Consider the following 23,053-nt stretch of genomic DNA (forward strand, 5'->3'; position numbering starts at 1 on the left):
GACTAGAACAGGCTCTTTCTTCATTTATTCCATCCCAATCCAGACGCTTTTCACTTCCGTATAGTTATTCAGCGCGTATGATCCCATTTCCCTTCCGATACCAGATTGTTTATATCCGCCGAAAGGAGATGCAGCATCGAACGCATTGTAGCAGTTCACCCACACTGTTCCGGCACGAAGTCGGTTTGCAATATAATGCGCTTTTGTGACGTCCTGCGTCCATACCCCTGCTGCAAGGCCGTATTCGCTGGCATTTGCGCGGCGAATCAATTCATCCAAGTCGTCATAAGGCATCGCTGAAATGACTGGCCCGAAGATTTCTTCCTTCGCGATCGTCATTTCATCACGCACATCAGCGAAGATCGTAGGCGAAACAAAATAGCCTTGCTCCTGCGGCTTGCCGCCTCCAGTGACGAGCTCTGCCCCTTCATTTCTTCCCTTCTCGATATAGCCAAGCACTCGTTCCTGCTGTTCCAATGATACAAGCGGCCCGATCTCCGTATCTGCATGGATACCAGCTCCCTGCTTGATTTTCTCTGCATGGGAGGCCATATCGGCAATCACATTATCAAATTGCTTTTTCTGGATAAAGACACGCGAACCAGCACAGCAGACTTGCCCTTGGTTGAACATGACACCATTCAGTGTGCCAGGAATTGCCTTTGTCAGATCTGCATCTGGCAAAACAATATTCGGTGATTTGCCGCCCAGCTCCAATGTTACTCGTTTAAGTGTTTTGGAAGCATTCGCCATGATTTGTTTCCCGACGCTTGTCGATCCTGTGAAGGCAATCTTATCAACCTGGGGATGATCGACAAGCGGCTGGCCTGCTGTTTCCCCGAATCCAGGTACGATATTGAGAACACCAGCCGGGAATCCCGCTTCCTCTGCCAGTTCCGCTAAGTATAGGGCAGACAACGGCGTCTGCTCGGCAGGCTTCAGTACAACCGTACAGCCAGTCGCAAGAGCTGCCCCAAGTTTCCACATCGCCATTAACAGCGGGAAGTTCCACGGGATGATCTGCCCCACCACACCAAGTGCTTCGTGTCTTGTATAGTTGAAGTATGGGCCATTGACGGGAATTGTCTGTCCAACGATTTTAGTCGACCAGCCCGCATAATAGCGCATATGTTCAATCGCAAGCGGAATATCCGCATTTGTTGTTTCCCTGATCGGTTTCCCATTGTCCAATGTCTCGAGCTGGGCAAGTGCTTCTGCATTTTCTTCCATCAAGTTCGCCAGCTTGTACATGATTCTGCTTCGTTCTGCTGCTGTCATCGTCGACCACGGGCCTTCATCGAATGCAAGCCGTGCTGCCTTTACTGCACGGTCGATATCCTCTGCTCCTGCTTCATAAACAGTCGCCAGCACTTCGCCTGTTGCCGGGTTATACGAATCGAACGTTTTTTCTGTCGCACTTGCCACGAACTCCCCATTGATATATAGCTTCTTCGTCCCATTCAGAAAACGCTCCACTTTCTCGTGCATACCTGCTGCTAATTGACTCATAGAAATCCTCCTCAGATTGTATTCTAGTTTTGTCCAAGCGTCATGATGCGAGATGATAGACTAAAGGAAACCGCTTACATTAGATATGGTAGCATCTACATGTCTCAGAAAGCAATTGATAGCACAAAAGAATAGTACGCTATATTTCGACATGGAAAAAGCTCAGCCGACAGGCTGAGCTTCCATCTTTATATCTTGCAGGAACTGCTTTACGACTTGTTCATATTCCTGCTTATTATCAGCTAGTGACATCGCATGGTCACCCTTTTCAAACAGATGCAATTGCTTGTACCCGCTTTGCTTCTTCGCATATAAATCCTTCGTCATTTGCACAGGAATATAGGTGTCTGGCACGCTGCTGATAAAAAGAACAGGTTTCTCGATATTCGCAACAGAATGAATCGGAGAAACATCCTTGAAACGATAGCCATCCAATTTACGCACAATTAATTCCGCAGCGGGCAAAAATACCTGCCGTGGCAGATGAAATTGAACCTTCAGCCGATAAGCAACTTGTTCTGCAAAATCACTGTAAGGACAATCTGCGATATAGAAATCGGCTCCATCCTCTACCGTGCCTGCATATAGCAAAGCAGTTGCTGCCCCCATCGACTCGCCATGCACACCAAGTTTCAAGTCATAATCGTATCTTTCCTTCGTCCATTGGATCACTCTCGCGAGATCATGCCTCTCCTGGTAGCCATACGTAATGCTCTTGCCGTCAGATAGTCCGTGCCGGCGCTGATCGTACAATACGACATTGAAACCAAGTGCAAGGAATACATTCATATATTTAATGGAATTATATTTGTTTACAGCTACTCCATGCGAGATGACCATCACATAGCGGGAATCGGGATCCCCCACATAATGCGTACCGTATATCTTCCCGTCACTTGATGGTACACTGAACTCCTCCTTGCGCAGAGCATCGTAAGCAGCTTTGTTGTAGCGTCCAGCCTCTACTTCACGGCTGATCGTCTCTTCCTCCGTGAAGGCTTTCATTTGCCTCAGTTCCTTGTTAACAAGTGTCGTAACAAGCGCTGTGTAACCTCCAAGCAAACCGGCAACGGAAAGAAATACCCCTTTTCTCCCCATATCACTACCCCCTTTTTATATTCTATTTTACAATAAGTAAGACAATCATTGCTTTTCTAAACAAAATGAGTTAACTTATCAAGTGATAAGTTATTAAAGAGGGCAGGCATTATGGCTAGAAAAAAAGAAGTTTCCGCTGAACAGACCCAGCGTAATATTATCGCGACAGCCGAACGGCTTTTCATGACACATGGCTACCGGGCGATTTCCACCCGCCGGATAGCAGAGGAGTGCGGAATTACACAACCAGCTTTATACCATCATTTCCCGAATAAACAGGCTATCTATCTCGAAGTTGTCCGCTCCATTATGGTTCAGACGGAAGAAGCGATGGCACACGTGCTGCAGGATCATGCTGACAGCAAGGAGCGCATACGGCAAATAGCCTATTTTATGATTATGAACCATCAAGGTGACATGACGCAGATGTTCCATGATCTGCAGTACGAAATTGATGAACAGCACCGGAAAACCATCCAGGACTGGTGGATGCGAAGCTACTTCAATCCGGTCATGCAGACTCTGACAGAAGGAATCGCCAAGGGTGATATAACTTCTATGTCTTCTGCCCCGCCGATGGAGCTGACGTTTTTCGTACTTGAAATGATGAAATCATTTCTGCCTCCATCCAAGGAGGGTCATGAAGCCCGACGTATGTTCGCAGACAAGAAATCCAAGATGCTTGTAGACATCCTTTTTGACGGAATCCAGAAAAAATAAAAGATTATATGCATAATCTTTTATTTTTTGGGTATAACTTATCAGTTGATAAATTAATTAGGAGGATCATTCATGCAAAAATTAGGTGCTTTTATAAGTGGCAAATCCGGGCGCTGGATTATCCTGGCTGCTTGGATTGTCCTTGCACTCGTATTAAATCTTACCTTACCGCAGGCAAACTCCCAGGAAGATGAACAAGCCGAGACATTCCTGAACGATACGAACAGCGAGGAAGCGGCACGGATCATAGAAGAAGAATTCTCAGACAACAGCGGTCTGCCTGCATTGCTGACGTGGTATCAGGAGGATGGACTTACAGATGAAGACTTACAATCCATCCAGCAATTCAGCGCAGATTTACAAGAAGCCGACATTGAAGCTGCAACCGTAACACCATTTCAGGATATCCCGCTGCCTGCTTTGAAAGAACAGCTTTCGGATGACGGAACGACACTTGTCATGCCAATCCTTTTTGACAACGGAACAGCAACAGAAACAGTCGAAGCTGGCCTTGAAAAAATCCAAGAAACCGCAAATGACGCCTTCACGCAGAATCCATTTGAACGGGATTTGAAAAGCAGCGATCTGCTCGTCCGAACGACTGGTCCTGCTGGAATTTCCGTAGATGCTGTCGGCCTCTTCTCCCAAGGGGACACAACACTTCTATTTGGAACCGTACTGATTGTGCTAATCTTCCTTCTCGTTATCTATCGATCTCCGATATTGGCATTTGTGCCTCTTATCGGTGTAGGTTTTGCTTATTTAGTCATAAGCCCAATCCTTGGTGCATTAGGAAAGGCCGAATTGATTTCATTTGATTCCCAGGGACTTGCAATCATGACTGTATTGCTCTTTGGTGCTGGTACCGATTACTGTTTATTCCTCATCACTCGCTTCCGGGAAAACCTCTGGGAGATAAAGAGCAAGAAGACAGCAATCGTCCGGTCCCTCTCCTCTGCGAGCGGAGCAATTGCCATGAGTGGATTAACCGTAATCGTTGCCATGCTAGTCTTACTTGTTGCTGATTATGGATCGATTAATCGATTTGCTATTCCATTCGGTATCGCCATCTTTATCATGCTGCTTGCAAGTCTTACGCTTGTACCAGCATTGCTGACAATCATCGGACGCGCATCCTTCTTCCCGTTCATTCCAAGAACTGAGGATATGCAGGAAGAACGTGCGAAAGAAAAAGGAAAGCCAGTTCGTACGAAAAAACCGCATAATAAAATTGGAAATAGCGTGGGCAGACTGGTCATCCGTCACCCGTGGAAAATTGCCATTGCCACAATTATTGTACTTGGAATTCTTGCCGGAATTTCATCCCGTATCACGTATACGTACGATACACTGTCTTCCTTCCCTGACGATATGCCGTCAAAAGAAGGCTTTGAAATACTGACAGATCATGTAAATGCCGGTGAACTTGCACCTGTTTCTGTCATTACGGAGGCGGAAGATCCAGAAGCAGTCCGTGCCGCTCTCGAAGAGCTGCCTTATGCAGCTGCTGTCATGGATCCGGAGCAGTCGGAGTCAAACGATCAGTTAATCCGCATCCAGCTGGAACTGGATGAAAATCCTTACTCTAATGAAGCTATGGCTCATATCCCTGACATAAAAGAAACCGTATCGGACACAACCGGTAATGCAGATAGCGTTTGGATTGGCGGTCAGACAGCAGAACAGTATGATACACAGCAAGTGACAAAGCATGATGAAAAATGGATCATTCCAATCGTTGTCGGTTTTATAACCTTGTTGCTGCTCACATATCTGCGATCTGTAACAGCTACAATCTATTTGGTCGCTACCGTTCTGCTTTCTTTCTTCAGTGCACTAGGGCTCGGCTGGATCATCCTGCATTATGGATTCGGTGTGGAAGCAATTCAAGGCTTCATCCCGCTGTATGCTTTCGTGTTCATCGTTGCGCTTGGGGAAGATTACAATATTTTCATGATTTCAAGTATTTGGAAACGCAGTAAGACAATGCCGCTTAAACAAGCCATTGCCGATGGTGTCGCCCATACCGGCGGTGTAATCACGTCTGCTGGCCTTATTCTGGCTGCAACGTTTGCTGTATTGACGACACTGCCAATTCAAATACTTGTTCATTTCGGTACAATCACTGCAATTGGCGTTCTGCTTGACACCTTCCTTGTCCGTCCTTTCCTTGTACCTGCCATTACTGCAATTCTTGGAAAATGGGCGTTCTGGCCTTGGAAGAAACGAATTCAGCAAACTGAAGAAAATGAACAAAAAGCACATGGCTAAATAAGCCTGGGACAGCATAGCTGTCCCGCTTTTGTTTTTATTCGAGCAAATCTTTTCCATACCACCATACGAATTTGCTACAGTTAAGACAGACTTAAAAAAGGAGCTGAGCAAGAAATGACAGAACGTGTACAATTAGGAAAATCCGGTTTGTATGTTAACCCGATCGGAGTCGGTACGAATGCAGTCGGAGGCCATAACCTCTATCCGAATCTAGATGAGGATCAAGGCAAGGAGGTTGTCCGCCAAGCGATTGAAAATGGGATGAATTTCTTTGATACAGCTTATATTTACGGTCCGGAAAGATCTGAGGAGCTTGTCGGCCAGGTTATCAAGGAAAGCGGCAAACGCGATGAAATCGTAATCGCAACGAAAGCAGCCCACAAAATCATTAATGGCGAAACACTGATGGACAACTCTCCGCAATTCCTGAAGAATTCTGTGGAAAGTGCATTGAAACGCCTGCAAACAGATTATATTGATTTGTTCTATATCCACTTCCCTGACGAAGATACACCAAAAGCGGAAGCTGTCGGTACATTGAAGGAATTGAAGGACCAAGGCAAAATCAAAAGTATTGGTGTATCCAACTTCTCGATTGAACAGCTGAAAGAAGCAAATGTTGATGGTTATGTTGATGTACTGCAATCTGAATATAATCTGTTCAAACGCGGTGCAGAAAATGATCTTCTTCCGTATACAGCTGAAAACAATATTTCCTTCGTACCTTACTTCCCGCTAGCTTCTGGCTTGCTTGGCGGTAAATACAACGAAAATACGAAATTTGATGATTTGCGTGCGAATGATCCTCTATTTCAAGGAGAAACATTCAAGCAAAACCTGAAAAAAGTGGATCAGCTGCGGGATATCGCTTCCAAGAAGGATGCAGAGGTTGCGCATGTCGTGCTTGCTTGGTACCTGACACGAGACAGCATAGATGCGATCATCCCTGGAGCGAAACGTCCGGAACAAGTACTGAATAACCTGAAAACACTCGACGTGAAGCTATCAGCAGATGATATCGAAGCGATCGACAAGATCTTCAGATAAAAAAAAGCGGATGCACAGGCATCCGCTTTTTCTTTTTTATTGCTCAGATTGCACAAGGATCTTCACTTGGTTCTTCTCTTTGATCAAGCTTTCGAAGCCTTCCTCGACTACTTCATCCAGCTTGATTTTCTTTGTGACTAGCTTCTCAGCTGAGAAATAGCCTTTTTCCATTAAGGAAAGCACTTGCGGGAACACATCACGATAACCAATGATGCCTTTGATAGAACGCTCCTGAATGACGATATCATTCGGCATGATTTCAGCTGGTTTTTCCCAGATGCTGACGATCATTGTTTCGCCGCCAATATCTGTGGACTGGATTGCTTGACGCAAAACGACTGGTACGCCTGTTACTTCAAAGGCAACTTCAACACCACCATCAGTCAATCTTCTGATTTCCTCAACTGTATCATCCACCTTGCTTGGATCGACGACAATTGCCCCTAACTCTTCCGCTTTCGCTTGACGTTCCGGTGAAAGTTCAACAGCATAAATTTCCGTTGCACCTGCTGCTCTCAAGGCTTCAATAACCAGCAAGCCGATTGGACCACATCCGAAGACTGCTACTTTGTCCCCTGCTTTTACCTTACTGGATCGTACTGCGTATAACGCCACTGCCGAAGGTTCCACTAGCGCGCCTTGCTCATAGCTCAAAGAATCCGGAAGCTTGAACAGCAGCTCTTCATCGACTGCTACGTATTCACTCAAGCCGCCGCCACCGCCAGCAAGCCCAAGGAATCCCATTTGCTTATCCAAATTATATGCACCTTGGTGTCCATGTGTCGCAAATATTGGTTCCACAACAACACGGTCACCAACCTGGTAATCTTTCACTTCTGGTCCTACTTCAACTACTTCACCAGAGAATTCATGTCCCATTGTCACTGGAGCCACTTCACCAGTCAGTGGGTGCGGAGTATCAACTGGAATGAAAATTGGTCCACCAAGATATTCGTGCAAATCACTTCCGCAAATACCGCACCATTTCACCTTCATTTTCACTTGATTCGGTTTGATGACAGGTTCATCAATCTCTTCTAATCTAACATCCTTCTGATTATGCCAACGCAATGCTTTCATTTGTTCCATCCCCTTTTAGCAGCATTTATTTCTACATTCCTAGTATACTGCTGGAAAATGTTATAATAAATTTCGGGTTATTTAACTTAAATAAACGTTTGCTTAACTAAATGAATGAGGGATAGACATGACTATCGAACAATTGAAATACATAGTAGCCATTGCGCGATCAGGGTCATTAAAAGCAGCTGCCGCTGAACAACATGTCACTCTCCCCGCACTGAGCCAAGCGCTTACCAACCTGGAGCGAGAGTTGAATATCAGTCTTTTCCGGCGTTCTCGCACAGGTACGACGCCAACCGAGGAAGGCAGCAAGCTTATACAGCATGCAGAGGCTGTCTTAGAGAAACTGCAGGAATTCACAGATGAAGCAGAGACATATACAGAATCTCTGAATGGAGAACTGAAAATTGCAAGTTTCCCTGGACCGATGGAGATTTTAGTTGAGCTATTCTCCGAATTCCGCAAGCTTCATCCAAATATCAAAGCTTCTCTTTTTGAGAACACATCCCAGCGCATCATGAGAAAAGTTGATGCCGAGGCTGTTGATATCGGACTTGTCATTTATACAGAGAAAGAAGTACAAAAATACCGTAACCTTGTCTTCAAGAAACTGCTTGACGGGCATATGGTGACAGCCGTCCATAACCGCCATCCACTTGCTAAGGAAAAATTGATTACGGAAGAGATGCTCCTGAAGCAGCCGATCGTTCTTTATAACGACGCTTACATCCAGGCATTTATGCGTCAGTTCAAATCACTACAATATGATATCCTGTTCACCACGAACAACGTGCAAACTATACGTAATATGGTTGAGAATGAAACAGCTATCAATATCGGCTTTGACTATGCTTTTCGGACCGATGCCGAGCTTTCAAGAAGTAAAGATATCACACTGCTTCACTTTGCTCCGCCATTTTTTCAGACTTACTCCTTCGGCTATGTGTATCATGGAAACAATACGCTTTCGCGTGTAGCCAGAACATTTTTACGTGAATTGGAAGAAACTATCCTTGCTAAGGAAGAGCTACATGCAAAGTCAGATCCATCGCTATACACACATATAAAAAACACGCCTGTCCTATGACAGGCGTGTTTAAAATTAAGCGGATGTTGTTCCTTGTCCGCCATCGATTCGATAATAAGAACCAGTGATGAATGATGCTTTTTCAGAAGAAAGGAATAGCATCAAATCAGCGATTTCTTCTGCTGTAGCATAGCGCTTCATCGGTACACTTGCTTCAAAGCCTTTTCTAGCTTCTTCTTCATGTCCTTTAGCTGCATTTGTTTCGATAGAGCGCATCATTGCTGTATCAACACCAGATGGCGCAACCGCATTGACACGTACTCCATAATCAGCAACTTCCAAAGCTGCTGTTTTATTAATACCGATAAGTGCGTGCTTTGAAGCAATATAAGCACTCATGCCAGGAGCACCAAGCAAGCCACCGTTAGAAGCTGTATTCACGACAGCACCGCTCTTTTGTTCTGTCATTACTCTCAATACGTGTTTCAATCCAAGGAAGGCGCCTACTACGTTGACAGCCAATACTTTTTCCAAGTTCTCAACAGTTGAATCAACGATATTTTTGAATTCTCCATTGATACCTGCGTTATTGATGAATACATCAATGCGGCCGAACTGTTCCTTGGTTTTTGCAACGTATTCAATTACGTCTTCTTCTTTCGCAGCATTTGCTGCCAGCAAAATTTTCTCTGCATCAATGTATGCTGCTGCTTTTTCCAGTGCTTCCTGGGAAAGGTCGACAAGAGCAAGCTTTGCTCCCTCTGCTGCAAATTTCTTAGCAGCTGCGATTCCGATTCCACCTGCTGCCCCTGTTATAAGTACCACTTTGTCTTTGAATTCCATCTCTTAAGTCCCCTCTCAAAATATGTACTATCACACTTATTATCGGTAACCTTATTACTTTTTTCAACTAGATTGCTTACGAATTTACAAAAAAACAGGAGAACATGATGTTCTCCCGTTACTCTGTCGGATTCAAAATGCGATGCAGGAAGCGCTGCGTCCTTTCCTCTTTTGGATGAGACAGCACTTCTGCCGGCGGTCCTTGCTCCACAATGACACCGCCATCGATGAAGATGACTTCATCCGCGATTTCCTGGGCAAATTTAATCTCGTGCGTGACGACAACCATCGTCCAACCCTCGTTCGCCAGATCCTTCATGACACGGAGCACTTCTCCGATCAGCTCTGGATCCAGGGCTGAAGTAGGTTCATCAAAAAGCATCAATTCCGGCTTGATTGCCAGCGCTCGTGCGATGCCGACACGCTGCTGCTGCCCGCCGGATAGCTGATACGGATAAAGATCCTTTTTATCCTTCAATCCCACTTTATCAAGCAATTCAATCGCTTCCGCCCTAACGGTCTGTTTGTCCCGTTTCTGAACCTGAACAGGTCCTTCCATGACATTCTCCAGAACAGTGCGATGCGGAAATAGATTATAAGATTGAAATACCATCCCCGATTTACGGCGCAGCTTGATTAATTCCTGCTGTTTAACCTTCTGGCCAAAATCGACTTGATGGTCTTCGAAACCGACAATACCTTCATCCGGTATTTCCAGTGCATTCAGACAGCGTAGCAAGGTTGTCTTACCAGAGCCGGATGGTCCAAGGATCGCGATTACCTTTCCTTTATCCACTTGCATATCAATAGATTTCAGTACTGTATTTGTACCAAAAGTTTTCTTTAAACCTTTTACTGCCAGCATAGCTACCCCTCCTTACCTTGCTGTATAGCGGTCTAATCTGCGTTCGAGCTGATGCTGAGCCAGCGACAGGACGAAACAGATAATCCAATAAATAAAGGCAGCCAAGATATAGATATAAACAATCTGATCCAGATTCGTTGCGCCGATTTGCTGTGATTTACGGAACAGCTCCGTTACCAGAATCTGTGATGCCAATGAAGTTTCCTTCACTAAGCTAATGAAGCTATTGGATAAAGGCGGAACGGAAACTCGCAGCGCCTGAGGCAGAATGACACGGAACAATGTTTTCCGATAAGTCATCCCTATTGTAAAGCCAGCCTCCCATTGCCCCTTAGGTACAGAAAGAATGGATGCCCGGATGATTTCCGAAGCGTATGCTCCGACATTTAAGGAAAATGCGATGATAGCCGTTGGATAAGGGTCTATCATAATATTTAATTCCGGCAGCAGGTAGAAAATAATGAATAGCTGCACAAGCAGCGGTGTGCCTCGGATAGCAGAGACATAAACAGAAAAAATCCACCGCAAAGGCTTGATATTCGAGATTCTAACCAATGCCGTGATGAGTGCGATGATAATGCCTAAAAAGAACGAAATAAGAGTCAAGGGGATCGTGACTTTGATCCCCTCGATCAGTATCGGCCAGAATGACTGCTGCAACAGCTCCCAAGGGATGACAATCCCGCCGAATACCATATTACTTGTTAACATCTTCGCCAAACCATTTCGTTGAGATTTCCGCTAATGTACCATCCTCACGCATCTCATCAAGTGCTTTGTTGAACTGATCGACAATTTCACCGCTATCCTTGCGGAATGTGAAGTATGTCTCGGATGGTTCGCCAGTTTCGAAAGCAATTTTTACAGGTGCTTCTTTATCTGTATTGTTCAGATAATCAAGTACTGCAAGCTTGTCATTGAAAGTAAGATCGACACGGCCTTGTTCAATCAATTGAATGGATTGAGCCAAGCCTTCCACGCCTTCAATTTCTGCGCCAGCATCTGTAGCCAATGCATTGTAGTTACTTGTCAGAGACTGTGCTGATGTTTTACCTTTAACATCTTCAATTGATTTGATGTCATTGTTATCTGCAGCTGTTACAACAACAGACTGGGATTTTGTATAAGGATCAGAAAAGTCGTACTGTCCAACACGTTCGTCGTTTTCGCCTTTACCTACTTGGTTCGCGATTACATCGAATCGATCACTGTTCAAACCAGAGAACATGGAATCCCATTGAGTTTCTTCGAATTTCACATCAAGACCTAAGTGTTTACCGACTTCCTTCATCACTTCTACGTCATAACCTGTAAGTTCGCCGTTATCATCATGGAATGTGAAAGGAGAGTATGTTCCTTCCGTTCCTACTGTAATTTCACCTTTATCTTGAACTTCTTGCCAAAGATCGCCTTTGCTGCCGCTATCATCAGAATCGGAAGCAGAATCATCTCCGTTGCCACAAGCAGCAAGAATTGCAAATATCGACATAAATAGTAGACCTAATAGTGCTTTCTTCATGTACCAAACCCACTTTTCTATAATTTTTAACTTCATCAGTTTAAGGCCAACATCAGGAAAAGTAAAGAAAAAAGTCTGAGTAAACTAATCAGGATTAAATCACCTGCCATTGCTTATTATAAACGTAACTGCGCCCTGTCATTCAGCCTATATCCAGAAGCAATTTAAACAACATCACAAACGCAATTTTCATTAATTCAATCGTTCAAGGTTACAATACCCACTCAGGGAATGGATGGAACATGTTTCCTTAAAATGAACAGCAATTGCTTTCATTGCAGGTGGAAGAAAGTACATGGATGCTAGTATGTGTAAAGTAAGTACCGGATGGTCACATTAACAGCAGAGCGAAAGTCGGAGGTAACAGGAAATGAATAAAAAACAACGCGGGCTTTTCTTGACAGCTATCGCAACAGGAACAATGCTCAATCCACTGAATTCCTCAATGATTTCATTGGCTCTTCACGCTATTCAGCACGAATTCTCACTTACCTTTGCAACTGTTTCCTGGCTTATTTCTTCTTATTATCTAGCCAGCAGCATCGTTGTACCAATCGCCGGCAAGATCGGGGATTTGATTGGACGACGTAAGATGCTTTTAATCGGTCTGCTGCTTGTTGCTATTTCTGCTGTCGGCGCGCCATTTGCAGGTACCTTCCTTATTCTATTGGGCATGCGGCTTTTCCAGGCTGTCGGCAGCAGTTCTATCTATCCGGCCGGTATGGCGCTTGTGCGTACACATATTCATGAAAGACAAGCATCCGCACTTGCTATATTATCTATATTCACTTCCTCGATGTCTGCATTCGGTCCAACTGCTGGCGGATTTCTGATTGACTTTGCAGGCTGGCAGTCGATCTTTACAGTGAATGCCCCTTTCATCCTGCTAAGCTTCCTGCTTACCTGGTTCGCTGTACCTAAAGATCCAGAAACGACGCATTATACTTTCCGGGAATTTTGGAAACAGCTCGACAGCATCGGCATTATCCTATTTGCTATCGGTATGAGTTTTCTTTTATACTTTCTGCTGTCTTTCGAGCACGGTGTCCATTTGATGCCTTTGAGTATAGGTATTATTTTTCTGGCCGCCTTTATTGTGCGTGAATTACGTACTGCCTACCCTTTTATCGATATACGTTTACTGCGGAGCAACCACAGGCTTACACTTGTCTATATCCAGTTCATACTATTGAATATCTTTAACTACAGTCTCTTTTTCGGGCTGCCGAGCTTCTTTCAGGATGTTCTGCATTACAGCCTGAAGACGAGCGGCCTCATGATGATTTTTCTTTCTGGTGCAAGTACACTTGTGTCGTTCCTGATGGGACGCTGGATCGATCGTTCCGGTACAAGTGTTCCAACAATTGCAGGAGCTGTATTTATGATTGGCGGTACTGCAGCACTTGCTGTCCTATCTCAGCATCTTACTCTCGGAAACATCGGTGCTGCCCTCATTTTTCTGGGTATCAGCTATGGTATCGGCAATGTCACCTTGCAGGCAGCGATGCTGCATGCTTCCCCCGAATCTATCGTTGGAACAAGCTCAGGCCTTTTCCAAACATGCAGATATCTTGGGTCGATTCTTTCTTCAGTTGTATTAGCGATTGTTTTCAGCTCTGATTTATCCCTGCCTGGTTTTCGGACTCTGATGATTGTCCTTGTCATTACTGGAGGACTTTTCTTCATTACAGCTGTCTATTCAAAACGACTGGAAAAAGCAGCGGTATAAAATCCTGCTGCTTTTTCCAAATTCTATTGACAGTCAAATTTATTGGTCATACAATTAAACAAAATAACAAATAGTCTCATTCTTTTTTATTACTTCCAATTGAAATCGCTTACAAAGAGGAGGAATACAATTGAAATCCACGACTAATCCTTATTTTGTTAAAGTCCATGAACAAGACAATGTTGCAATAGCTGTTGCTGATGGCGGTCTTTCTGCTGGTACTTCTCTTACAACTGACATTGTCTCACAAGAGAACATCCCCCAAGGCCATAAGATTTCCTTGCAGCCTATCCAAACAGGTGAACCTGTCATCCGCTACGGCGAAGTGATCGGGCATGCTACAACAGATATTCCAACTGGAAGCTGGGTCCGAGAACGCCACTTGCTATTGCCGACGCCACCACCGCTGAATGAACTTTCTCTTTCCCCTGCTCCCGCCGCCCCCCTGCCGACATTGGAAGGCTATACATTCGAAGGCTATCGCAATTCAGATGGATCCGTCGGCACCAAAAATATACTTGGGATTATAACCAGCGTCCAATGTGTCGTAGGTGTCATGGATCACGCAGTCAAACGACTGAAACAAGATATCCTGCCCAAGTATCCAAATGTCGATGATATCGTCGGCCTTCATCATGCATATGGCTGCGGGGTCGCTATCCAAGCACCAGAAGCAATCATCCCAATCCGTACTGTGCAAAACTTGGCCCGTCATCCGAACTTTGGCGGCGAGACACTAGTCATCGGTCTTGGCTGCGAGAAACTTATTCCATCACGAGTCAATCCCAGCGGAAACGACGATGATATAATCATGCTGCAAGATCAACAAGGTTTCCATGCAATGGTTGACAAAATCATGGAGAAAGCGGAAGCAAAGCTATTCATGCTCAATAAGCGAAAACGGGAAACCTGCCCTGTTTCCGAATTGGTCATTGGCACACAATGCGGCGGAAGTGATGCATTCTCCGGCGTAACTGCAAACCCTGCCGTAGGCTATGCATCAGATTTGCTAGTCCGTGCTGGTGCAACAGTGATGTTTTCCGAAGTGACAGAAGTGCGGGATGCAATCCATTTACTCACACCTCGTGCTGCCAGTAAGGAAGTCGCTGAAAAATTAGTACGGGAAATGGATTGGTATGACCGTTATCTTGCATCCGGTCAAGCAGATCGGAGCGCTAATCCGTCGCCAGGAAATAAAAAAGGCGGCTTATCGAATGTTGTAGAAAAGGCATTGGGCTCTGTTGCAAAGTCAGGGCAAAGCACGATTGCCGATGTTCTGGCACCCGGAGAACGTACTGAAACGAAGGGCTTACTGTTTGCCGCTACTCCTGCCAGCGACTTTGTCTGCGGTACTCTCCAGCTTGCTTCTGGTATCCACCTGCAGCTCTTCACAACCGGCCGCGGAACACCATACAGCCTGGCAATGGCTCCTGTTGTGAAGATATCGACACGCACCGCCCTGCACGAGCAATGGAAGGATTTAATAGATGTCAATGCCGGCACGATTGCTACCGGTGAAGCAACATTGGAAGAAGTCGGCTGGGAAATATTCCACTTTATACTCGATGTAGCAAGCGGCAGAAAACGAACTTGGGCAGATCACTGGGGTACTCATAACGACCTGGCACTGTTCAACCCGGCTCCTGTTACATGAAAGAGACAAATCCCGATGCCATCCGGCATCGGGATTTGTTTTCTTACCCTGTAAAAAAGCGCAATGCAGCCATTAGCATAACGCCTACTATCACGGTATATAATAGACTCTTCGTCCAAAGAGCGAAAAGTATGGTAGGAATCATGATCACAATAAATTCCCAATCAAAAGAAAGCGGTCCGTTTTCTCCTAAAACATTTGAAACAACTAGTGCAGTCAATATACATATAGGTATATAAGACAGCCACCTTAGGGCTAGTACCGGCAATTTCAGATTTCTGATTATCAAAAAAGGCAAAACGCGCGGCACTATCGTCACAGCAGCACATCCAGCAATCAGCAGCAGCATGGATAAAGATACGTTCATTTCTCCGTCACCACCCCAATCGTTGCTCCAAGTGTGGTAGCAAGCAGTACTGCCATATGGGAACTGACGAAGAACGAGAAGCCAACCATCAATATGACAATACATAGCATCAATCGAATATAGTGCTTTATTCTCGTCGATTCAATTGCATCCAGCTGCAGCACAAGCAGAGCAATGAACATACTGGTCAGGGCAAAATCCAGACCAAATGCCTCCGGATCTGCTATCCAGTTTCCAGATAATGCGCCAACTGCACAAGAAATGATCCAGCATATATAAGCTGTCACATTCAACCCGTTCATCCAGCTTGCCGTCATCCCCTGCTTTTGTTGTACCTTGCCTGAAGCCACACCAAATGTTTCATCTGTCAGCAGTACGCCAAATCCGATGTTCTTCCAAATAGAATACTGCGTAAAATGCGGCGCCAATGTCGCGCTCATAAGAAAATGCCGTAAATTCACGATAAAGGTCGTTAAAATGATTGCCGCAGCCGGACTGCCATCGAGTACTAATGCTGCAAATATAAATTGAGCTGACCCAGCGTATACGAGCACCGCCAGTAATACTACTTCCAGTGCACTGAGCCCAGCTGCAACACCGACTACTCCGGCTGCAATCCCTATGCTGATATACCCAAGCAGTGTTGGGATACAGTCCCTCACTCCCTGCCTGAAGGTCATAACATTGTTTTCCTCCGCTCCAATCGAAGCATGATGCATATCGGCCATTCGGGTCTCACCTTCAAACTTCTCTAGTATTGGTAGTCAGTATATCAAAGCGAGGTACATGATGGAATACAATATATTTTCAAAGTCTTTCATCGGGAGTCTTTTAAGTATGTTTTTTTCTCTGGATAGACTAGGATGAAGATAGTCAAGATTACATATTCCCATAGTATTTCTCTATGAGCTATTGCTAATATGATTAATCCCGATTCACAATTAACTTTATAAGAGAGTCTATCTAGATTAGTGTATTAAGTTTTTAATCGTTAGAATCTGGGTATAAATACTTAGATTCACAAAGAATAGGAGAAGATTCCAATAACAAATAACACACTGCTATCTACGACCCAAGTCCTGGATAACAACGCTGTCTTAGCTGCAGCAGAGAAATCTTTAGCTATGATTGAGTTCACACCATTCGGCGAAGTATTATGGGCTAATGAGAATTTTGCTGCAACAATTGGTTATGCACAGGCAGAGCTGCCGGGTATGCATCACCGGCAATTCTGCACCTCTGATTTTGCTTATAGCACAGATTATGATAAGTTCTGGAGCAGATTGCGCAACGGTCTCCCTTTCCAAGATAAAATTCAGCGAATTGCAAGAAATGGAGATGTAATCTGGCTGGAAGCTACATATATGCCAGTCCGTGATCATGGTGGCAGTGTACAAGCAGTCCTGAAAGTTGCAACGGACATTACAGCAAGGGAAATCGGAACAAAAACGATCACATCCGGCCTGCAGCAAATGGCCAATGACCTTCGCAACCGGACGAGTTCTGGAATCGAAAAAAACAATGGAGCCGCGGATTCAATAGAGTCTATCGTTACTGCGACGACCGCCAATATCGAAGCAACTGCAGCCTTATCTCAACAGGCTGGATCTATTCAATCACTTGTTGGCACGATCAAGGACATCGCAAATCAAACGAATCTGTTAGCATTGAATGCTGCTATTCAAGCAGCTCATGCTGGCGAGCATGGCAGAGGGTTCAATGTTGTTGCGGATGAAGTACGAAAACTGGCATCACAAGCTGCGGAAGCAGCTAAGCAGACCCAAGAGAATATCGGGAAAATGACCGGGCATATTCAACAGATTGAATTCGTCTCGCATCAAGCACAAAAGCGGAGCATGGAAGGAAAGACACGTGTGCAAGAGGTTATAGAAGAACTTTATACCCTGGAACAGGCAGCCCAGAATTTGGATAAACAAGCAAATGAGCTCAGCTCTCTTATTTAAGGAACCGCATTATTGCGGGATTTTTTATCTGCAGAATAAAAGACTAGTATAATACTCACATGTATTATTTACAGAAATTTAGCAATCCGGGTTTTAAGAGTAGAAATGGTTAATTGACATAAATCGGCAAAGCTAGTACGCTTAAATCCCGTTAAGGAATGAAGTTTGGGGAGTAATTCAGTATGTACAAATTTGAGGTTGATGACAAAAACAAAGTGCTTCATATAATAGCGGAAGGTTTCTTTAAAAACGATGAATCTGCAGCATTCATGGAGACACTTTATGAGACATTCGGGTCTATACAAGCCACCGAATATGATCTTATTGTTGAATTGATTCATCTTAATGTAATAAAGCAGGATTTGGTTTATAGAATTGCTGACGCTTTAAAATTATATGATGAGCTCGGTTTCCGTAATATTGTCATCATCAATCCAATTTCCATTTTAGCGAAAGTACAGCTTTTCAATATCGCAAGAAGCGTCCATTTTACAGGCACCTTTGTCGATTCACTGGAGGAATGGCAGGCGCGTTAACGCGCTGCCATCCTGTCCGGAGTCTTCTTTTTTGCCACATGGACGAACAGGCCTATCAGTGTCAGTACGATGAGTGACGTCAATGCAATTCTGCTCGCCAAATCTCCATAACCTCTTAAAACGAGTGTAATACTTCCATAAATCATCGGTCCTATAATAGAGGACACCTTGCCCGAGAATGCGAACAAGCCAAAAAACTGCCCTCTTTTTTCAGCCGGAGATAAATCCACGATTAAAATCCTTGATGTAACCCAGATTGATCCCAAAGCGATTCCAAAAAGACTGCCAGCTACCCAAAACATCCATTGTGCTGTTGCGAGCACCCCTATCGTTAAGGCTATCACCATGATTAAAGCTACAAAAGTAAATGATCGATGTGCCCCTGCTCGATGAGCTATCTGGCCGAAGCAGAATGACCCGATGATAGCTGTTACCGTGGACACGAGATACAGAATGATGAATTGCCCTGAACTGAACCCAACCACTGTGACGGCATATACACTCATGACAGCAATAGTTGTCGCTATTGCATCGTTGACAAAGAAATAAGCAACCATGAATCGGAAGATGGAATGATGCTTGCGGATTTCTTTAAAAGTAGCAATAATCTCTTTATATCCGTTCAACAGACTCATACCTGGCCGCTTCTGCACCGATTGTTTATCTTTCAGGAAAAACAGCAGCGGCAGCGTGAATACGAGATAAAGCCCCGCAGTAGCCAGGAAGACATATTCATAACCATCATCCAGCAGGAAGTAGACAAGCAAACCAACCAGCGTCCCCATATATCCTACAGCTACACCGAATCCCGACAATGTCGATAGCCGGCTGCGCGGCACTAAATCACTGATTTTCGCATCATAAAATATAAGACTGCTATTATAGAAGAACTTCGCCAAAACAAATACAAGGACAGTCGCTACAAATGGTGCTGGAAGTCCCCATAGCGTGGTTTCAGTATTCCACCCTGCAAATACGCCCATCAAAATCGTACAAAAAATGGACACACCCGCAAATCGGATAATATAGCGCTGTTTGTAGCCAGTCTGGTCGATCCACACACCAAATAAAGGCGAGAAGATGACTAGAAAGAAACTTGCCAGTGCATTGGCATAAGCAATCAGTGTATTACCAAGCTGTTCCAATTCTGCTGTGTTGCCGATTGTATCGGTTACATAGAATGGAAAGAAGACAGTTGTAATATTGGAAGAAAAAATCGTATTGGCAAAGTCATATAAAGCCCAAGACAAAATAGGCAAGGACAGCAAAAATCCAAATCCCCTGCTTTGATCGGAAGCCTGCCTTACGTGTTTGCTTTCCATTGGAAACCTCCTTTTTCTTCCACTATACCTTATGCTTCTTGGCCAGCACGGTTATTTACAAAAAAATTACAGTACGTATTTTTTGTCGAAATATTCCTCACTGAGAGCACTGCTTTCGATTAAAGTTATTCTAAAGCCAGTAAGGAGATGAACCCGTTTGTGAATTCTCCTGCCCAATACTTTCTCTTTTTCTATGTGTTCCTATTTGCAACTTTGGTCGCAGTATCACTTCTCTAGTTATCCAACAACATGGCCGCTCCTTCTAAATCCTGACTATACTGGTAGTGCCCATTTCGATAACGCCCGATGCGTGGTATGGAACAATAGAAATCGTGTTCTTTTTTATTAGTCTGTTCAGGGGCGATGTATCCGCGCTCATTACAGTTGCTTGCTGGATTATACTACCCTTTATTTGGTGGTATGGGTAATCCAATTTCGTACTCGCTTAAAAGAGAAGTGGTAAATCTTGAAGGCATGTTAAAAGACACGGAAACAAGAATGTATTGTTTCCGTGTCTTTCACTAAGAGGCTTTCTCTTTCAGCTTTCTCATTTCTTCCACCCACGCCACCACTTCGGCACGGATCTGTTCTTCCCGTTCATTTACCTGGTCAATCTTTTCTTGTTCAAGGTCGCTTACCTCTTCTTTTGCGATATCAAAGCGTTCCTGGATAAGCTGAGATACAGCATTATTCATTTCCTCTGTGATAACTTTCTCTTCTGAAAGTCTTGTAAGTGCAGCTTCGTACCGCATCTCTTCATTTGCCATTATATTCGGTATTTTATCTAGCACTTGACGTTGGCGCTCATATTCATCGCCTACTTCCCATCCATTCGGGGGTATATTGACAGGTGCCCATGCCAGGTCCAAGTCTGATGGCAGCCATTCATATTCAATGGTAGTCTGCAAATCTGACGCACTACTAGCAGCATAATATTCCCCTTTTCCCGCAGCTGCTACATCAGAAAGTTGATTTTCCGATTCTTCATCGACATCGAACCCAATAACATTAACAATGCCTGACTCGTTCGATGCCGCTTTCTCGGCTGCTTTTACTGGATCACCGCCGCAAGTCTCTTTACCGTCGCTGACAATATAGATTGCGGTTGTACCATCCATTGAACGGCTTTTATCAGCTGCTGCATCAATTGCTCCAGCCAGCGGTGTCCAGCCTCTCGCCTCGATTTGATCTGTTGCTTCGCTGAATTTCTGATTGTCATAAGCACCAGAGGCATAGACCTCTTCAATACCTGTACAAGATTCATTCTTATCCGAATCTGATTCCGATCCTTTATGACCATAAACGATTAGGGAAATATCATTTGAGCTTCCAAGCGTTTTAGCGAAACTCTTGACTGCATCTTTGGCCACTTCCATTTTCTGCTCGCCATCTACATCCAGAAGCATGCTGGAACTGGCATCAAGTAAAATAATGGCGTTTTCAACTTCAGATGACTCATCGGCAACTTCTTCAGCTTCCGGCTGCGGTAAATATGGATCCTCGAAAGAAGGTTCTAGATCCTCTGCTTCTTGAATCGTTTGCCCATAATACGGACTTCCTAAAGCAGCTATCAGAGCTTTATGTAGCGTTTCTGGATTATCATCGGCCTTGATAGCTTCTTTCAATGATGAAACTGCTGCATCAATAATATCTTCATTGGAAACATGCCCATCGTTTTTAGCCGTATCAGCTTCTATTGGAATACCAGAAGTTTCCTTTCCGCCCTGCTGTTTTTTGAGCATCGATAGCGATCCTGCCGTGCTGACTTCCTGTATCGAACTTATATCTATTGTATCATCCGCTTCTTTAGTCGTTTCCTTTGTAATAGTTTCCTCTTCAGAGGTACTATTCGTACTGCACGCAGCCAATATGATAAGCAAAACCAGAAGCAGATAAATGGAAGTGTATTTCATCCGAACTCACTCCTCTCTCCTTTGTTGCTATTAGTACGAATCATCATAAGAATAGTTTCAAAATTACAAGCATCCAAAAACCACTTCTACACCTGTTCCACAATTGATTCCCCAGTGGAATGATCATCGTACATCCATTGCCACTGTTCATGCAGACGGATCCTGCCATCTTCTAACACTTCTGGCACTGAAACGCATTGCCCGCTCCGAAGCTCATATTGATCATTGATATGATGATAACGAAAACGGAGCTTGCCATCTGATTCCACCAAACCGATCAATCTGCCCTCCAGAATCGATCCCCCCGCATAAGATGCGGTAAGAATCTGTCCTTCCTGCTGATAATGAAAGATGGTTTCACTCGATGTTTCCCCATTATCTGTATTCGTGACAGCACGGAAAATCAGGTTATGATAATTCATCCTGCCCCTCCACTTTAAGCCGTTTTCGCGCCTGTTCAGCACGTTTCCTTGCCTCTTCCACTGCTCCTGCTGCTGATAATGCTACAGCAACTCTGCGTCCTTCGGTTGTCGCTGGCTTACGGAAGACACGGATCTGCGTCTCGGCCTCCTGCAATGCTTCTCTTAATCCGGAAATATGGTAGGTTTCCAATGCTTTGTCTGCTTTTAAAGGACTGGTTGCTCCAGGCTGCACCAGTTTAATTTCTGTAATCGGCAAACCTAATATTGCTCGTACGTGCAAGGCAAATTGGGACAGCTGCTGTGTCACCATCGTTACCATACCGGTATCATGGGGGCGAGGTGATACTTCACTGAAATACACTTGATCCCCAGCAAGGAAGAGTTCTACACCAAATAAGCCGTAGCCGCCTAGTCCTGTTGTAATACGCTCTGCTATCTCCTGTGCTTCTTCGAGTTGCAAATCTGTCAGCTGATGAGGCTGCCATGAAGCGATATAGTCGCCATTTTCCTGCTCATGCCCAATTGGATCACAGAAGAAGGTCCCGTTCACTGCCCTAACAGTCAGCAGTGTGATTTCCGCATCAAAGTGAATGAATTCCTCAACAATGACACGCGGTTTCTGCACCCTGCCTCCTTCCATGGCAATTTGCCAGCTCCGCTCGATATCCTCCGGTTTCCGGCAGACACTCTGACCTTTTCCCGATGAACTCATCAATGGCTTAATAACACACGGAAAGCCAATTTCCTCTGCAGCTTTTTGAAATTCTTCATATGTATCAGCAAAACGATAACCTGCTGTCGGGATATCCAGTGTTTCTGCAGCAAATCTGCGGATGCCTTCCCGATCCATCGTCAGCTGTGCCGCTTTCGCAGTTGGTACGACATGATAGCCTTCCTTCTCCAGTTCGACCAATTCATCTGTGGCGATTGCCTCGATCTCTGGAACAATATAGTCTGGTTTCTCCCATTCTACAATCTGTCTGAGCTTTTCAGGATTCAACATATCAATAACATAGCCGCGATCAGCAACAGCCATAGCGGGAGCCCCGTCGTACCGATCCACTGCTATCGTTTCCACACCAAGCCGCTGTGCTTCGATCACAACCTCTTTTCCCAGTTCTCCAGATCCGAGCAGCAGCAGTTTTTTCGTTTGATACATAC

The 23,053-nt window shown here is 44.7% G+C and carries 21 protein-coding genes and 1 pseudogene; 9 read left to right on the plus strand and 13 right to left on the minus strand.

Annotation, left to right across the window (positions count from 1 at the left end; genetic code table 11):
* Window positions 1–24: 24 nt before the first annotated feature.
* Both SFC25_RS00005 and SFC25_RS00010 read right to left on the minus strand, forming a co-directional pair.
* Window positions 25–1,509 carry an aldehyde dehydrogenase family protein gene (locus tag SFC25_RS00005; protein WP_411213220.1) on the minus strand — a complete coding sequence of 495 codons (1,485 nt, stop codon included), beginning with the start codon at window positions 1,507–1,509 and terminating at the stop codon, window positions 25–27.
* A gap of 162 nt (window positions 1,510–1,671) precedes the next feature.
* On the minus strand, window positions 1,672–2,607 hold the full coding sequence (locus SFC25_RS00010; protein ID WP_411213221.1) for an alpha/beta hydrolase: 936 nt from the start codon (window positions 2,605–2,607) through the stop codon (window positions 1,672–1,674).
* 111 nt (window positions 2,608–2,718) lie between these two features.
* Here SFC25_RS00010 and SFC25_RS00015 point away from each other — a divergent pair, with 111 nt between their 5' ends.
* From SFC25_RS00015 to SFC25_RS00025, 3 genes are all read left to right on the plus strand, one after another.
* Complete coding sequence (locus SFC25_RS00015) at window positions 2,719–3,327, plus strand: TetR/AcrR family transcriptional regulator (protein WP_411213222.1); 609 nt, start codon at window positions 2,719–2,721, stop codon at window positions 3,325–3,327.
* 72 nt (window positions 3,328–3,399) lie between these two features.
* On the plus strand, window positions 3,400–5,598 hold the full coding sequence (locus tag SFC25_RS00020; protein ID WP_411213224.1) for an MMPL family transporter: 2,199 nt from the start codon (window positions 3,400–3,402) through the stop codon (window positions 5,596–5,598).
* Between the two features lie 117 nt (window positions 5,599–5,715).
* On the plus strand, window positions 5,716–6,648 hold the full coding sequence (locus tag SFC25_RS00025) for an aldo/keto reductase (protein ID WP_411213225.1): 933 nt from the start codon (window positions 5,716–5,718) through the stop codon (window positions 6,646–6,648).
* Between the two features lie 36 nt (window positions 6,649–6,684).
* Here SFC25_RS00025 and SFC25_RS00030 read toward each other — a convergent pair whose 3' ends face one another.
* Entirely contained in the window at window positions 6,685–7,728 is a 1,044-nt protein-coding gene (locus SFC25_RS00030; RefSeq protein WP_411213226.1) for a 2,3-butanediol dehydrogenase, read from the minus strand.
* Window positions 7,729–7,855: 127 nt separating this feature from the next.
* Here SFC25_RS00030 and SFC25_RS00035 point away from each other — a divergent pair, with 127 nt between their 5' ends.
* Window positions 7,856–8,818, plus strand: a complete 963-nt coding sequence (locus SFC25_RS00035) for a LysR family transcriptional regulator (RefSeq protein ID WP_411213227.1) — start codon at window positions 7,856–7,858, stop codon at window positions 8,816–8,818.
* A 15-nt stretch (window positions 8,819–8,833) separates the two neighbouring features.
* Here the strand turns inward: SFC25_RS00035 and SFC25_RS00040 are convergent, their stop codons facing one another.
* The 4 genes from SFC25_RS00040 to SFC25_RS00055 form a co-directional block, all read right to left on the minus strand.
* Entirely contained in the window at window positions 8,834–9,601 is a 768-nt protein-coding gene (locus tag SFC25_RS00040) for an SDR family NAD(P)-dependent oxidoreductase (RefSeq protein ID WP_411213228.1), read from the minus strand.
* A 118-nt stretch (window positions 9,602–9,719) separates the two neighbouring features.
* Window positions 9,720–10,466 (minus strand): amino acid ABC transporter ATP-binding protein, encoded by a 747-nt coding sequence (locus SFC25_RS00045; RefSeq protein ID WP_411213230.1) that lies wholly within the window; start codon window positions 10,464–10,466, stop codon window positions 9,720–9,722.
* 12 nt (window positions 10,467–10,478) lie between these two features.
* Window positions 10,479–11,177: an amino acid ABC transporter permease gene (locus tag SFC25_RS00050; protein WP_411213231.1), complete on the minus strand. Its 699-nt coding sequence runs from the start codon at window positions 11,175–11,177 to the stop codon at window positions 10,479–10,481.
* On the minus strand, window positions 11,164–11,985 hold the full coding sequence (locus SFC25_RS00055) for an amino acid ABC transporter substrate-binding protein (RefSeq protein WP_411213232.1): 822 nt from the start codon (window positions 11,983–11,985) through the stop codon (window positions 11,164–11,166). The genes SFC25_RS00050 and SFC25_RS00055 overlap by 14 nt, the downstream gene beginning before the upstream one ends.
* Before the next feature lie 370 nt (window positions 11,986–12,355).
* Here SFC25_RS00055 and SFC25_RS00060 point away from each other — a divergent pair, with 370 nt between their 5' ends.
* Window positions 12,356–13,714: an MFS transporter gene (locus SFC25_RS00060; protein WP_411213233.1), complete on the plus strand. Its 1,359-nt coding sequence runs from the start codon at window positions 12,356–12,358 to the stop codon at window positions 13,712–13,714.
* A gap of 124 nt (window positions 13,715–13,838) precedes the next feature.
* Window positions 13,839–15,368, plus strand: a complete 1,530-nt coding sequence (gene garD, locus SFC25_RS00065; RefSeq protein WP_411213749.1) for a galactarate dehydratase — start codon at window positions 13,839–13,841, stop codon at window positions 15,366–15,368.
* Between the two features lie 43 nt (window positions 15,369–15,411).
* Here the strand turns inward: garD and SFC25_RS00070 are convergent, their stop codons facing one another.
* A complete protein-coding gene (locus SFC25_RS00070) occupies window positions 15,412–15,735 on the minus strand; it encodes an AzlD domain-containing protein (RefSeq protein WP_411213235.1) in 324 nt (107 codons plus the stop codon).
* Entirely contained in the window at window positions 15,732–16,463 is a 732-nt protein-coding gene (locus SFC25_RS00075) for an AzlC family ABC transporter permease (RefSeq protein WP_411213237.1), read from the minus strand. The genes SFC25_RS00070 and SFC25_RS00075 overlap by 4 nt, the downstream gene beginning before the upstream one ends.
* Window positions 16,464–16,814: 351 nt before the next feature.
* Here SFC25_RS00075 and SFC25_RS18255 point away from each other — a divergent pair.
* From SFC25_RS18255 to SFC25_RS00085, 3 genes and pseudogenes are all read left to right on the plus strand, one after another.
* Window positions 16,815–17,159, plus strand: a pseudogene (locus SFC25_RS18255) (PAS domain-containing protein); the annotation flags it as partial.
* 48 nt (window positions 17,160–17,207) lie between these two features.
* Window positions 17,208–17,699, plus strand: a complete 492-nt coding sequence (locus SFC25_RS18260; RefSeq protein WP_486389256.1) for a methyl-accepting chemotaxis protein — start codon at window positions 17,208–17,210, stop codon at window positions 17,697–17,699.
* Window positions 17,700–17,881: 182 nt separating this feature from the next.
* On the plus strand, window positions 17,882–18,235 hold the full coding sequence (locus tag SFC25_RS00085; RefSeq protein ID WP_411213238.1) for a hypothetical protein: 354 nt from the start codon (window positions 17,882–17,884) through the stop codon (window positions 18,233–18,235).
* On the opposite strand, the gene SFC25_RS00090 is transcribed toward SFC25_RS00085, so the two are convergent.
* The 4 genes from SFC25_RS00090 to purT form a co-directional block, all read right to left on the minus strand.
* On the minus strand, window positions 18,232–19,557 hold the full coding sequence (locus tag SFC25_RS00090) for an MFS transporter (protein WP_411213239.1): 1,326 nt from the start codon (window positions 19,555–19,557) through the stop codon (window positions 18,232–18,234). The genes SFC25_RS00085 and SFC25_RS00090 overlap by 4 nt on opposite strands.
* Window positions 19,558–20,078: 521 nt before the next feature.
* Entirely contained in the window at window positions 20,079–21,470 is a 1,392-nt protein-coding gene (locus SFC25_RS00095; RefSeq protein ID WP_411213240.1) for a vWA domain-containing protein, read from the minus strand.
* A gap of 86 nt (window positions 21,471–21,556) precedes the next feature.
* Window positions 21,557–21,892, minus strand: a complete 336-nt coding sequence (locus SFC25_RS00100) for an avidin-fold protein (RefSeq protein WP_411213242.1) — start codon at window positions 21,890–21,892, stop codon at window positions 21,557–21,559.
* Complete coding sequence (purT, locus tag SFC25_RS00105) at window positions 21,879–23,051, minus strand: phosphoribosylglycinamide formyltransferase 2 (protein ID WP_411213243.1); 1,173 nt, start codon at window positions 23,049–23,051, stop codon at window positions 21,879–21,881. The genes SFC25_RS00100 and purT overlap by 14 nt, the downstream gene beginning before the upstream one ends.
* Between the last annotated feature and the right edge of the window lie 2 nt (window positions 23,052–23,053).

It is taken from the genome of Terribacillus saccharophilus, from assembly GCF_046592595.1.
GTDB classification, from domain to species: Bacteria; Bacillota; Bacilli; order Bacillales; family Amphibacillaceae; genus Terribacillus; species Terribacillus saccharophilus_C.